Source organism: Nonomuraea sp. NPDC054003 (assembly GCF_055585125.1).
Window position 1 is genome coordinate 259,941 of the sequence record NZ_JBVJKR010000010.1, and the last position, 12,418, is coordinate 272,358.

Sequence of the window (12,418 nt, forward strand, 5' to 3'; positions counted from 1 at the left end):
AGCCGAAGGAGCGCGAAACACATGACCTTCAATCCCTTGCGGGAGCGGGGCATCCCGCTGGACAAGCAGATACGTAACTGGCGTGAACTGAACGTCATGCCCATCGACCCCGATCACGCGGACCCGTACACGCGCTGCCGCGTCATCGCGATGAACGGCATCGAGACCGAGGCGATCTTCTTCAGCCACCACCTGGCACGTCACTGCCCGGACACCGAGCTCAAGCAGCAGCTCGCCCGGGTCCGTTACATCGAGGCGCAGCAGCAGAAGGTGGTCAACTGGCTGCTGCCGGGCGTCGCCTCGGTGCTGGAGACCACCATCGCCTACGAGCAGGTCGCCGTCGACCTGACCGCCTGGGTCGCCCGGATGGAGCCCGACCCGTACCTCAAGCAGGCCTACCAGTTCGGTGTCCTGGAGGACTTCGACCACCTCTACAGGTACTCCAACCTGTACGAGATGATCGAGCACCGCAAGGCCGAGAAGATCGTCGACAACCTGACCGAGATCATGCCGGGCAGGCCGACCCCCCTGCACCACCGCGACCCGATGGACAACGTCCGCGACCCGTACGACAGGTCGACCGCGGCGCCCATCTCCAAGCTGCACGCGCTCACCATCATGGCCGCCGAGCAGCAGACGATGAACTTCTACATGAACGTCGGCCCGACCTACATGGAGCCGATCGCCCGCCAGCTCTACCAGGAGATCGGGCTGATCGAGGAGGAGCACGTCACCCACTACGAGTCGCTGGTCGACCCGGGCGAGAGCTGGTGGGAGATGCTGCTCAACCACGAGTACAACGAGTGCTACCTCTACCACTCGTTCATGGAGACCGAGTCCGACCCGAAGGTGAAGAGCATCTGGGAGCTCCACCTCAACATGGAGCTGGAGCACCTGCGCCTGGCCGCCGAGCTGTTCAAGACGCACGACGGCCGCGACCCGGAGCAGGTGCTGGCGCCGGAGCTGCCGGCCCCGGTCACGTTCGAGCCGAACAAGGACTACATCCGCGAGCTGCTCGCCACCCAGATCGACTACACCACGCTGGGCACCGGCTACGTCCAGGAGGCCCACGAGCGGTTCGAGAGGATGCAGGAGCAGATCATGGGCGGCGAGCCCGCGCCGTCGCAGGTGGCGATGCAGGAGAACGTGCACAAGTCCGGCGAGGAGTACCGGCTGGAGACCGAAGGTCCCCACCCGGTGCCGAGTCTCAGGCGCCGATGAGGAGACTAGCCACGCTCGGGGCCCGGCTGCGTCGCGGCCGGGTCCTGCACCCGAGGGGCCGCCTGCTGGCCGGCACGCTGGAGGTGACCGGCGCGGGCGAGCTCGGCGTGCCGGTCCTGGACGAGCGCGGACAGTACGAGGTGATCGCCCGCCTGTCGAAGGGCGGCTCGCTGCCCGGCCGCCTGCCCGACGTGCTCGGCCTGGCGGTGCGCCTGCCCGGCCCGGTCGACCTGTTGTTGTCCACCTGCGGGGCGGCGCCGTGGCTGCTGCGGCCCAGGGCCGGGTTCACCGCGGGCCCGTACTCCAGCGTGGTGCCGTACGGCAGCGACGCCGGGCCGGTCTGGCTGGTCGCCGTGCCCGAAGGAGAGGACGTGCCGGCCGATCCCGCCCTGCTGCCCGCGGCGCTCAGGCGCGGCCCGCTGCTGTTCCACCTGCTGGCCGCGCGCCGGGACACGCCCGCCCGGCCGCTGGCGACCCTCAGGGTACGGGCGACGCTGTCGGAGCGCGCGGACCTGTCCTTCGACCCGGTGCGGCACGGGCACCCGTCGCTGCGGATCGAGGGGTCGCTCGCCCGTCTGCGGCGCGGCGCCTACCAGGGCTCCCGGGAGGGACGCCACGCCGAGCTCTGAGCCCGTCAGCCCGGCTTGCGGCCGACTCCGGCGGCGATCCAGGTCTTGACGGCCTCGGCGTCGGACACCGGGGTGTGCGGCCGCCACTGCCTGACGTAGACGAAGCCGGGCTCGATCAGCTCCAGGCCGTCGAAGAAGCGCTTCGCCTCCGCCATGGTGCGGGGGCCGCCCGAGGGGCGCTTGAGCGCGTCGCGGTAGATGTCGGCGACCGCCTCGGCGATGTCGGGCCGCGTGTCGAACACCGCGTGGGTGATCGCGACGTAGCTGCCGGGCGGGAGCCGGTCGCACAGGGCGGCCACGCTCTCGTAAGCGCCGAAGTCGTCGGGGATGTACTGCAGCATGCCGAAGAGCAGCACCATCACCGGCTGGGAGAGGTCGATGAGCCGCCGCGTCACCGGATGGTCGAGGATCGCGTCAGGCTCCAGGATGACGCCCTCCGCCACCCCGGTGCGCTCGTTGGTGGCCAGCAGGGCGCGGGCGTGGTTGAGCGCGACCGGGTCGTCGGCGACGTAGACGGCCCTGGACTCGGGCGCCAGCTCCTGGGCGATCTGGTGGACGTTGCGCTCGACCGGCAGCCAGGCGCCGATCTGCAGGAACTGCCGCACGCCCGCCTCGACCAGATGGGCGACCACCCGCTGGCGGAACTCCTGGACGTGCTCGCCCATGGCCTTGGCCTCGGGGGCCAGCGCGAGCACCTTCTCCGCCAGCTCGCGGTCGATGGCGAAGTTGTCCTTGCCGCCGGCGAAGTAGTTGTTGATCCGAGCGACACTGGGCGTGCTGGCCGACACGCCGGGGCTCGGCGGCTGAGTGGCATCGCTCATGAGTGATCTCCTGTTCGCGGAGCGCTACGGACAACGGTAGCGGCTTCTCAACGGACGGAAAGGACGATCCGCCCCGAAGGAGCGCCCGCCGCCTGACGTTGCCACGCTTTTTCCGCGTAGTCGAGCGGCATGATCTCATGAACGACCGACAACGCGCCGCGCGCCGCGTGTCCGGCGATCTCGGTGATGGCGGCGGCGCGCTGGGCCGGAGTCAGCTCGTTGTTGGTGTAGCCCAGCAGCCGCAGCGACTTGCCGCGCAGCGTCGAGGAGTCGATCGGGCTGGTCTCGGAGGCGGAGCCGCCGAGGTTGACCAGGCGCCCGCCGGGGCGCAGCACCCGGGTCGCCGCCGCGGCCGACACTCCGAAGAGCGGGTCGAGCACCAGGTCGGCGGGGCCGTCGAGGGCCGCGGCCAGCCGGGCGGCCAGCTCGCCGGCGTCGTCGCCGTCGAGCGGGACCACCGCGTCGGCCCCGGCCCGCTCGGCGCGCTCCCGCGCGGCGGCGGAACGCGCGGCGGCGACCACCCGCCGGGCGCCGGCCAGCCGGGCGAGCTGCACGGCCGCCTGCCCGACGGTCCCGCCCGCGCCCAGCACGATCACCTGCTCGCCCGGCCTGAGCTCGCCGCGCCAGCCGAGCGCCATGTAGGCGGCCACGGCCGACAGGCCCAGCGCCGCCACGGCCACCGGGTCGGCGCCGGGCGGCAGCTCCACCAGGTCGCTCTCGGGCACCGCGGCCAGCTCGGCCATGCTGCCGTCGCCCGGCGCCATCCCCGCCGTGGTGGGGAACCAGACGATCCGGCCGCCGACGGCGCCCACCCCCTGGACGCCCGGCACGTACGGGGTCGGCGGCGTGCCGAAGTAGGACGTGCCGGTCGCGCAGAGCAGGTCGAGCGGTGTCACCGGGGCGGCGGACACCTCGACGAGCACCTCGCCGGGGCCGGGCGCGGGCGCGGGGCGCTCGGCCACCGCCGGCGGCTCTCCGCAGGTGTGGATCTGGGCGGCGCGCATGGTCAGGTCGCGATGTCCGGGTAGGGCAGGCTCATGTGGGCCAGCTTACGGGCGTACTCCTTCTGGAACCCGAGAGGCTCGTAGTCGCGCTCGAACATGGCGATGAAGAGCGTGAGCGTGAGGAACGGGTGCGCGCCCATCTCGAACAGCCGCACGTAGTCGTGCGCGGCCAGCGCCTCCCGCTCGGCGTCGTCGAAGCGCAGCCAGGTCGACGCCTCGCCGCCGTGGCAGTTGAGCACGAGGTTGGCCCGCGTCGACTCCCACCACTCGACCGTGCCGCGCGGGTCCTCGCGGTAGCGCTCGACCAGCTCGGGGTCGCGGTCGACGGTGAACAGGAACTTGTTCAGCAGATACTTGCTCACGACCGGCCTCCGCGCGGGTACCAGGTGAAGTACGCCTCCATGGTGTGGAACAGATCGTAGGTGTCGACGTAGTCGGCCTTCTGGCCCTCGCCCGCGACGCCCATCATCAGCATGAAGTCCATGAACCCGTGGGTGGCGTTGCCCGGCGCGTGCAGGCTGTCGAGCGTGACCTCCGCCAGGCAGCCCTCGATGTCGCCGCCCGCGATCCACTCGACGGCCTTGGCGTCGAACTCCGGGTCCGGCCCGTGCGGCCCGAACTGGCGCGGCCCGCCCAGCTCCAGCGACAGGTGCCCGGTGCCGATGACGGCGACCCGCTGGTCCGACGGCCACGACTCGACCAGCTGCCGGATCGTGCGGCCCAGCTCCACGAACCGTTTCGGCCGAGGCAGCGGCGGCGCGAAGATGTTGGTGTAGACGGGCACGATCGGCAGGTCGTTCTGCGGGCGCAGGGTGATGATCGGGCACGTGATCGAGTGGTCGATCCGCAGCTCGTTGGAGAAGGCCAGGTCGAAGCCCGCGTCGAGGCCCTCGCGCAGCACGTGGGAGGAGAGGTCCTCCTGGCCGGTGAAGAGCATCCGGGGCAGGCCGAACTCGCGCTCCTCGTTGTACCAGTTCGCGTCGTAGTAGGGCGCCTTGCCGACCAGGAACTGCGGCATGTTGTCGAGCCAGAGCTGATGGAAGTGGTCGGACCCGACCATCACCAGCACGTCGGGCCTGGCCCTGGTGAGGGTCTCGCGGAACGCCTCCACCTTGCGCACCCACTCGTCGGCGAACGGCGGCCGGTCCTCACCGGTGGCCGTGCTGGCGCGGTAGTAGAACGGATGGTGGGTGGATGCGATCACGGCGACGAGTTCAGCCATGCGTGCCTCCAGGGGGGTACGGGTCGGGGGCGACGGACCGGTTGTTGAGATCGACCGACAGGAAGATGTCGTTGGCCACCGGGTGGCGCAGCTCCTCGGCGAGCTGGCCGATCAGTCCGGCGGTCCTGGCGAGCAGGGCGAAGCCGCGCAGCAGCTCCAGCGGCAGCCCGAGGTCGGCCAGCGCCGCCCCGCAGACGCCGGCCCCGTTCAGCGGGAGCGTCTTGCCGAGCACCTCGGGGTGGACGCGGCCGATGGCGGCGAACAGCGACAGGTGGGGCCCGTAGAGCCCCTCCTCGGCGGCGATCCGCAGCAGCCGGGGGGTGCGCGGGTCGCCGTTCTTGTGCACGTGGTGGCCGAGCCCGGGGACGAACTTCCCCTCCGCGCGCCGGGCGCGCACGGTCTCCAGGGCGAGCGCGTCCCACCCGGCGTCGTCCTCCGGCGGCTCGCCGGCGGACTCCAGCACGGCGTGCAGGAACCGGCCGCAGTCCTCGGTCACGCCGAGGAACCGGGACCCGCCGCCGAGCAGCCCCGCCGCCAGCGCGCCCTGGATCGAGTCGGGCGCCGACAGGTAGGTGAGCCGGGTGACGATCGCGGTGGGCGTGAACCCGTGGTCGGCCAGCGCGGCGAGCACGGCCTCGAACACGCGCGTCTCGCCGGGTGACGGCCTGCGCTGGGCGGCCAGCCAGAACGCCAGCTCGCCGAAGCCCACCTCGCCCATCACGTCCTCGGCGAGGTCGTGGCCCAGCAGGGTGATCTTCTCGACCGAGGACGCGCCGAGCGCGGTCGGATACTCCCGGTCAGCCACGATCGCCGCCTTCCCCGCCCGGCTCGGACAGCCAGGCGCGCAGTTCCGCGCCGTGCTCGTCCAGCTCGGGCGGCGGCAGCTCGTACGTGAGCGCGCTCTCGGAGAACCGGATCGGGTGCCGCGTCGTCGGCACCGCCCGCTCGCCCTCGCCGACCGCCACGACCGGGTCCAGCCCGAACCGCTCGGCCATCGCGAACCCGCCGTCGACGGTGTTGATCGGCCCGCTCGGCACCCCGGCCTCGACCAGGAGGTCGAACCACTCCACGGCGGTCTTGGCGCGCAGCCGGTCCACGAGGATCGGCCGCAGCTCCTCCCGGTTCGCGGTCCGCCCCGCGTTGCGGGCGAAGCGCGGGTCGTCGGCCACCTCGGGGATGCCGAGCACCTCGCACAGCTTGCGGAACTGGCCGTCGTTCCCGGTCGCCACGATCAGGTCGGTGTCGGCGGCCGGCAGCGGCTCGTACGGGAACACGCTCGGATGCGCGTTGCCCATCCGGAACGGCACCACGCCACCCGCCACGTAGGCGGAGCTCTGGTTGACCATCGCCGTCAGCGCCGACGACAGCAGGTTGATCTCGACGTGCTGCCCCCGGCCGGTGGCGTCCCGGTGGCGCAGCGCGGCCAGGATGCCGATGACCGCGTGGTTGCCCGCCATCACGTCGAACACCGAGATGCCGGCCCGGTACGGCGGGCCCTCCGGGTCGCCGGTGAGGCTCATCAGACCGGACATGGCCTGCACCATCAGGTCGTAACCGGGAACCTTGGCCCCAGGGCCGGAGCCGAACCCGCTGATGGACGCGTACACGATGCCCGGGTTCGCCTCCAGCACCGCGTCGAAGCCGAGGCCGTACTTGTCCAGCCCGCCCGGCTTGAAGTTCTCGATCAGCACGTCGGCCCGCCGCGCCAGCTCCCTGGCCAGCCCGGCGTCCTCCTCGTCGCGCAGGTCCAGCGCGATCGACCGCTTGCCCCGGTTGACGCCCAGGTAGTAGGTGGCCGCCTCGCCACGGGCCGGCGGTGTCCACGACCGGGTGTCGTCCCCCTTGGGCCCCTCGACCTTGACCACCTCGGCCCCGAGGTCGGCGAGGAGCATCGTGGCGTACGGGCCCGCCAGCACGCGGGAGAAGTCGGCCACCAGCACACCGGACAGTGGTCCTGCTGTCATCCGGCTCCGCCCTCCATATCCGTCACACGGACAGATGTCCGTGACGCACATTCTCACCATCCAACAGGAGAAGCGTCAACCATTGACAGGCCGCCCGAGCGTCATCAGAGTGTCCCTTAACCAGCGGTGACCGTATGACGGACAGTCGTACGCAGAATTCGGGGTGAGGGAGTCCACCATGACAGAATTCGAGGCCGGACGCCCCGTGGTGCTGCGGGGCGGCACGGTGCTGCCGATGACCGACGGCCACGAGGTGCTCTCCGGCGCCGACGTGCTCGTCGAGGGAGACCGGATCGCCGCCGTGGGGCCGGAGCTCGCGGTGCCCGACGGCACGATCGAGATCGACGCCACCGACGGCATCGTCATGCCCGGCATGATCGACACCCACCGGCACATGTGGCAGACCGCCATGCGCGGCTACGGCGCCGACTGGACGCTGACCCAGTACTTCGTCTGGTACTACCTGGAACACGGCAGGCTGTTCCGCCCCGAGGACGTGCACGCGGGCAACACGCTCGCCGCCATCGAGGCGATCGACGCCGGCGTCACCACGGTCGTCGACTGGTCGCACGGCCTGCAGACCGTCGACCACGCCGACGCCGCCGTGGACGCGCTCCGGTCGGTGCCCGGCCGGTTCGTGCTCGCGTACGGCAACATCCAGGCGCCGCCCGCCGAGTGGACCGCCGCGCCGGAGTTCCGCGACTTCGTGAGCCGCCGCATCACCGGCGACGACATGCTCGGCTTCCAGCTCGCCTTCGACGTAGTGGGCGACCCCGCCTTCCCGGAGAAGCCCGCCTTCGAGGTGGCCCGCGACCTGGGCGTCTCCGTCACCACCCACGCGGGCGTCTGGGGCGCCACCAGTGACGAGGGCATCAGGCAGATGTACGAGCACGGGTTCATGACCCCGGGCACCGTCTACGTGCACGCCGCCACGCTGGAGCCCGACTCCTACCACCGCATCGCCGCCACCGGCGGTTCGATCTCGGTGTCCACCGAGAGCGAGCAGAGCGCCGGCCAGGGCTACCCGCCCACCTGGGCGATCCGCCTGCACGGCATCCCGGTCTCGCTGTCCATGGACACCAGCGTCTGGTGGAGCGGCGACCTGTTCTCCGCCATGCGCACCACGCTCGGCGCCGACCGCTCCCGCGCCCACCTGGAGGCGCACGCCAAGGGCGACACCGTCACGCACTGCGCGCTCCGCGCCGACCAGGTCGTCGAGTGGGCGACCAGGGGCGGCGCGCGGGCGCTCGGCCGCGACGACCTCGGCAGCCTGGAGCCCGGCAAGAAGGCCGACCTGGTGCTCATCAAGAACGACCGGTCGCCGGTGTCGTTCCCGCTGCTCAACCCGTACGGGCACGTCGCCTTCCAGGCGCAGCGCGGCGACGTGCACACGGTGGTCGTCAACGGCCGGGTGGTCAAGCACGAGCACGAGCTGGTCGGCGTCGACCTGGCCGCGGCCCGCCGCCAGGTGGAGTCGACGGTCGAGTACCTGCGCTCCACCATGGGGGAGGAAACCTGGCTGAAGGGCATGAACCCCGACATCCCGGAAACGAAGATCCTCGACAACCCGTACACGTACACCGACTATCGAAGCTCCGCCACGCGCGACCGTTAAAGTCCTACCCGTGAGACCTGCTGAGCGAGGCGTCGATGGCACGCGCTGACACCGGACCCGATTTCATCGAGGCGCTGGCCCGCGGCCTCGACGTGATCAAGGCGTTCCAGCCCGGCCGGCCCGTCATGACGCTGACCGAGGTGGCGACCGCGACCGGGCTGGCCCGGCCGACGGCCCGCCGCATCCTGCTGACGCTGAGCGAGCTCGGCTACGCGCGGGCCGAGCAGGGCGGGTTCGCGCTCACGCCGCGGGTGCTGGAGCTGGGCGTGTCGTACGTGCGCTCGATGGGGCTCTGGGAGGTCGCCAGGCCCCACCTGGAGTGGCTGGTCGCGCGGACGCACGAGTCGTCGTCGATCGCCCAGCTCGACGGGTCCGACATCGTCTACGTGGCGAGGGTGGCGGTCCCCAAGATCGTCACCCTGTCGGTGCAGATCGGCACCCGGTTCCCGGCGCTGCAGACCTCGCTGGGCAAGGTGCTGCTGGCCGCGCTGCCGCCCGCCGAGGTGGAGCGGGTGCTGGCCGAGCCGAGCCGGTCGGGCATCACGCCGCGCTGGCTGCCCGGCCGCGAGGAGCGCGAGAGCGCGCTGCGCGCGGTGCGGGCCAAGGGCTGGGCGCTCACCGACGAGGAGCTGGCGCTCGGCATCAGGTCGGTGGCCGCCCCGCTGCGCGACGGCATGGGCAACGTGATCGCCGCCGTCAACGTCAACGCGCACGCCGCCGAGACCTCGGTGGAGAAGCTCACCGAGGAGCATCTCCCGCTGCTGCTCAAGACCGCCGGCGCGATCAGCGCCGACTGGTCGCAGTATGAGGCGGTGCCGCAGGTCACCGCGTCTTGACGACACCCTCCCCGACCAGCCGGTCGACCGACTCCCGGATGGCCTCGAAGGGCGAGTATCGAGGCCGGAACCCGAGCAGCCGCGCCGCCTTCTCCATGCCGCAGTGGGGGCTGTGCGCGATGTGGTCCCAGGTGGCGTCGGCGTCCTCGGCCGAAACGGTCTCCTTCCACCGCTCCCACGGCAGGAACGACAGCCGCGCCTCCCGCCCGAACCAGCCGGCCGCCGTCTCGGCGTAGCCGCGCAGCGTGACCGCGGAGTCGGCGACGCAGTGGAACGCCTCGCCGAGCGTGACCGAGCGGCCCGCGAGCGCGGCCATGAACAGCCGGGCCACGTCGTCGGCGTGGACGTGCTGGAGGGTCTCCAGGCCCAGGTTGGGCAGCGCCAGCTCGCCGCCGTCGGCGAGGATCTGGAAGGTGACCGGGTTGACGTTGCCCGCCGGCGTGACCGGCACCCAGCCGGGCCCGACGATGTGGCCGGGGTGGATCACCGTGGCGGGGAAGCCGTCGCGCTGCGCCCGGTCGAGCAGGTAGGCCTCGATCGCGGCCTTCTTGACGCCGTAGTCGCCGAAGGGCCGGCGCGGGGCGTCCTCGGTGGTGGGCACGTGGACGCTGGGGCCGTGGACCCAGACCGTGCCGCAGTGGAGGAAGTGGCGGATCCGGCCCGCCAGCGCGTCGGCCAGGTGGCGGGCGCTGGACTCCTCGAAGCAGATGAGGTCGATGACCGCGTCGGGCTCCAGCCCGGCGACGCGGTCGCCGAACGTGCCGGCCGCCTCCTCGGCCGCCCGGTCGGCGGTCACCGTGGTGACCCGCTGCCAGGCGCCGTGGGGGGTGTAGGGCCGCCGCGTGCCGCGGCTCACGGCGACCACGTCGTTCCCCGCCTCGACGAGCCGGGGAACCAGGTAGGTGCCGATGTGGCCGCTGGCACCGATCACCACTACGCGCATGGCGCAAGCTTAGAACGCCGCCCGGTTTGCCGACATCCCGCGAGGGCAGCCGCGGGAACATGGCCGAAAGGAGCAGCCGCCGGGCCGACGCCGTCCGGCTGGCGCGTGCGCAAGGACTGTTCAACATGGCGTGCGGGCTCTGGCCCTCACTGTCCATGTCCAGCTACGAGAAGGTGTACGGGGCCAAGACCGACCGGTTCCTGGTCCGTACCGTCGGGAGTCTGCTCGTCGGAGTCGGGCTCAACCAGTTGCGGGCCGCCGCCCGCCCGGAAGGGCTGCCGTACGCCAAGCGCCTCGGCACCTCGGCGGCCCTGACCCAGCTGCGCCTGGACCTGATCAACGTGTTCACCGGCCGGGTCCCGCCCACGTACCTGATCGACGCCGCCGCCCAGGCGGGCTGGCTCTACGCGTGGCGGCGGACCGCCGAGCCGCCGCCGGCCCGTACCGGGACGAAGATCGCCACCCAGCTCGGCGTGGCGCTCGCGGGCGCCGCGATCGGCGGCGGCGCGGCGTGGGCCGGCGACGCGCTGGGACGGCGTGCCGCTCGGCCCGCCGGCGAGAGGGCGGTCACCGTGCCGAGTCCGGAGGCGCAGCCCGTCTGAGGTGACCCGCCCGGGGTCAGGGGACGGGGGACAAGGGGGAGAACATGAGCGAGCAACCAGGTCATGAGGTCGAGCGCGACATCAGGGAGGCGGCGGAGACCTCGCCCCGCCCGGTGGGCGCCACTCCCGGGATCGAGGACAGCATCGACGAGCACGAGCTGCGCCGGCTCACCGAGCTCAACCCGGACGACTTCGAGTGACGGCCGGCGGGCCGCCTTCACCGGCCGCCCGAGAACCGCGCTGAACCGCCGCCCCGGCGTTCGCCTCGGGAACCGCCCGACCGGTTCTTGCCACGCTGCCTGCGAGGACGGACGATCACGCGTGCCGCCAGGTGTGAAAGCCGCGTAAAACGGCATGTTCCTGGCAGATCGTAGGCGGAGACGCACGCGGGAGGGTCCATGACGACGGGAAAGAAGGCGGAGCCCGCGCCGGCGGCGACCGTCCGGGTGCTGTTCTCGCCGGGGAACGTCTGGAGGGCCGCGCTCGTCGTCGTCGGCGTCCTGGCCCTGGCGATGTTCCTGCGGTTCGTGCTGACCGACGCGGGCTCGTTCCTCTTCCTCGTCGTGATCGCCTGGTTCCTGTCGCTGGCGATGGAGCCGGCGGTGGGCAGGCTCGCGCGGCACATGCGGCGCGGCGCCGCGGCCGCGGTGGTGATGGCCGGGCTCGGCCTGTTCGCGGCGATCTTCCTGGTGCTGTTCGGGCAGCTCTTCGTGGAGCAGGTGGCGCTGCTGGTCAAGGGCCTGCCGGACGTGCTGGCCGCCGCGACGGAGTGGGTCAACCGGCAGTTCGGGACGAACTACAACGTCTCCGACATCCTGGAATCGGTCAAGCTGACGCCCCAGGAGGCCGCCGGATACGCGCAGGGGGTCCTGGCGGGCGTGCTCGGCGTGCTGGGCACCGTGGCCGGGATGGTGTTCAACATCTTCGCGCTCATGCTGCTGACCTTCTACCTGTCGGCCGACGGGCCGCGCGCCCGCCAGTGGCTGGCGCGGCGGCTGCCCGGCCGCTTCCAGCAGGTCTTCACCAGCGTGTGGGACATCTCGCTGGCCAAGACCGGCGGCTACGTGGCCGCCCGGGTGATCCTGTCGCTGATCAACAGCACAGCCTCGACCATCGTGTTCCTGGCGCTCGGCATGCCGTCGTGGCTGGCGCTGGGCGTGTGGACCGGGGTGGTGGCCCAGTTCGTGCCCACCATCGGCACGTACATCGCGATCGCGCTGCCCGTCGTGGTCGGGCTGGTCTCGGACCGGCCGTGGATCGGGCTCGCGGCGCTCGCCTGGGGCATCCTCTACCAGCAGGTGGAGAACCTCACCCTGGAGCCCAGGATCAGCGCGTGGGGGGTGGACATCCACCCGGGGGTCTCGTTCTCGGCCGCGATCACCGGAGCGCTGCTGTTCGGCGTGACGGGGGCGCTGCTGGCGATCCCGACGGTGGCGATGCTCCTGGCGCTGCTGGACACCTTCGGCACCCGCCACAAGCTCGAACCACCGGTCCAGGCCCCCCAGCCCGAAGAACCGCCGAAGGAACCGCCCGCCGGCCAGAAGCAACCGGGCTGACCAGG

14 protein-coding genes are annotated in these 12,418 nt (G+C 71.8%); 7 read left to right on the forward strand and 7 right to left on the reverse strand.

Annotated elements, in window-relative coordinates:
- Nucleotides 1-21 precede the first annotated feature (21 nt).
- A complete protein-coding gene (locus ACZ6YG_RS26845) occupies nucleotides 22-1,221 on the forward strand; it encodes a hypothetical protein (RefSeq protein WP_148035466.1) in 1,200 nt (399 codons plus the stop codon).
- Entirely contained in the window at nucleotides 1,218-1,850 is a 633-nt protein-coding gene (locus ACZ6YG_RS26850; RefSeq protein ID WP_148035465.1) for a phosphodiesterase, read from the forward strand. Before ACZ6YG_RS26845 ends, ACZ6YG_RS26850 begins: the two co-directional genes overlap by 4 nt.
- Before the next feature lie 5 nt (nucleotides 1,851-1,855).
- Here the strand turns inward: ACZ6YG_RS26850 and ACZ6YG_RS26855 are convergent, their stop codons facing one another.
- The 6 genes from ACZ6YG_RS26855 to ACZ6YG_RS26880 are packed head-to-tail and all read right to left on the reverse strand — an operon-like array spanning nucleotide 1,856 to nucleotide 6,861.
- Complete coding sequence (locus ACZ6YG_RS26855) at nucleotides 1,856-2,671, reverse strand: SAM-dependent methyltransferase (RefSeq protein WP_148035464.1); 816 nt, start codon at nucleotides 2,669-2,671, stop codon at nucleotides 1,856-1,858.
- A gap of 47 nt (nucleotides 2,672-2,718) precedes the next feature.
- On the reverse strand, nucleotides 2,719-3,675 hold the full coding sequence (locus tag ACZ6YG_RS26860; protein ID WP_466019516.1) for a quinone oxidoreductase family protein: 957 nt from the start codon (nucleotides 3,673-3,675) through the stop codon (nucleotides 2,719-2,721).
- Nucleotides 3,676-3,677: 2 nt separating this feature from the next.
- A complete protein-coding gene (locus ACZ6YG_RS26865) occupies nucleotides 3,678-4,037 on the reverse strand; it encodes a hypothetical protein (RefSeq protein WP_148035462.1) in 360 nt (119 codons plus the stop codon).
- Nucleotides 4,034-4,897, reverse strand: coding sequence for a DODA-type extradiol aromatic ring-opening family dioxygenase (locus tag ACZ6YG_RS26870; RefSeq protein ID WP_148035461.1), 864 nt, complete (start codon nucleotides 4,895-4,897; stop codon nucleotides 4,034-4,036). Before ACZ6YG_RS26870 ends, ACZ6YG_RS26865 begins: the two co-directional genes overlap by 4 nt.
- The gene (locus tag ACZ6YG_RS26875; RefSeq protein ID WP_466019517.1) at nucleotides 4,890-5,702 is read right to left on the reverse strand and encodes a citryl-CoA lyase; all 813 of its coding nucleotides are present in this window, start codon (nucleotides 5,700-5,702) and stop codon (nucleotides 4,890-4,892) included. The genes ACZ6YG_RS26870 and ACZ6YG_RS26875 overlap by 8 nt, the downstream gene beginning before the upstream one ends.
- Nucleotides 5,695-6,861: a CaiB/BaiF CoA transferase family protein gene (locus ACZ6YG_RS26880; RefSeq protein WP_466019518.1), complete on the reverse strand. Its 1,167-nt coding sequence runs from the start codon at nucleotides 6,859-6,861 to the stop codon at nucleotides 5,695-5,697. Before ACZ6YG_RS26880 ends, ACZ6YG_RS26875 begins: the two co-directional genes overlap by 8 nt.
- 178 nt (nucleotides 6,862-7,039) lie before the next feature.
- Here ACZ6YG_RS26880 and ACZ6YG_RS26885 point away from each other — a divergent pair, with 178 nt between their 5' ends.
- The gene (locus ACZ6YG_RS26885; protein ID WP_364229365.1) at nucleotides 7,040-8,476 is read left to right on the forward strand and encodes an amidohydrolase family protein; all 1,437 of its coding nucleotides are present in this window, start codon (nucleotides 7,040-7,042) and stop codon (nucleotides 8,474-8,476) included.
- A 35-nt stretch (nucleotides 8,477-8,511) separates the two neighbouring features.
- On the forward strand, nucleotides 8,512-9,312 hold the full coding sequence (locus ACZ6YG_RS26890) for an IclR family transcriptional regulator domain-containing protein (protein ID WP_148035457.1): 801 nt from the start codon (nucleotides 8,512-8,514) through the stop codon (nucleotides 9,310-9,312).
- On the opposite strand, the gene ACZ6YG_RS26895 is transcribed toward ACZ6YG_RS26890, so the two are convergent.
- Complete coding sequence (locus tag ACZ6YG_RS26895; RefSeq protein WP_466019519.1) at nucleotides 9,299-10,255, reverse strand: NAD-dependent epimerase/dehydratase family protein; 957 nt, start codon at nucleotides 10,253-10,255, stop codon at nucleotides 9,299-9,301. The genes ACZ6YG_RS26890 and ACZ6YG_RS26895 overlap by 14 nt on opposite strands.
- A 59-nt stretch (nucleotides 10,256-10,314) precedes the next feature.
- On the opposite strand from ACZ6YG_RS26895, the gene ACZ6YG_RS26900 reads away from it, so the two are divergent.
- The 3 genes from ACZ6YG_RS26900 to ACZ6YG_RS26910 all read left to right on the forward strand — a co-directional run bounded on the left by ACZ6YG_RS26900 (nucleotide 10,315) and on the right by ACZ6YG_RS26910 (nucleotide 12,413).
- Nucleotides 10,315-10,857, forward strand: coding sequence for a hypothetical protein (locus ACZ6YG_RS26900; protein ID WP_187281502.1), 543 nt, complete (start codon nucleotides 10,315-10,317; stop codon nucleotides 10,855-10,857).
- A 44-nt stretch (nucleotides 10,858-10,901) separates the two neighbouring features.
- Nucleotides 10,902-11,057 carry a hypothetical protein gene (locus ACZ6YG_RS26905; protein ID WP_187281501.1) on the forward strand — a complete coding sequence of 52 codons (156 nt, stop codon included), beginning with the start codon at nucleotides 10,902-10,904 and terminating at the stop codon, nucleotides 11,055-11,057.
- Nucleotides 11,058-11,255: 198 nt separating this feature from the next.
- Nucleotides 11,256-12,413: an AI-2E family transporter gene (locus ACZ6YG_RS26910; RefSeq protein ID WP_148035455.1), complete on the forward strand. Its 1,158-nt coding sequence runs from the start codon at nucleotides 11,256-11,258 to the stop codon at nucleotides 12,411-12,413.
- Nucleotides 12,414-12,418: the final 5 nt, after the last annotated feature.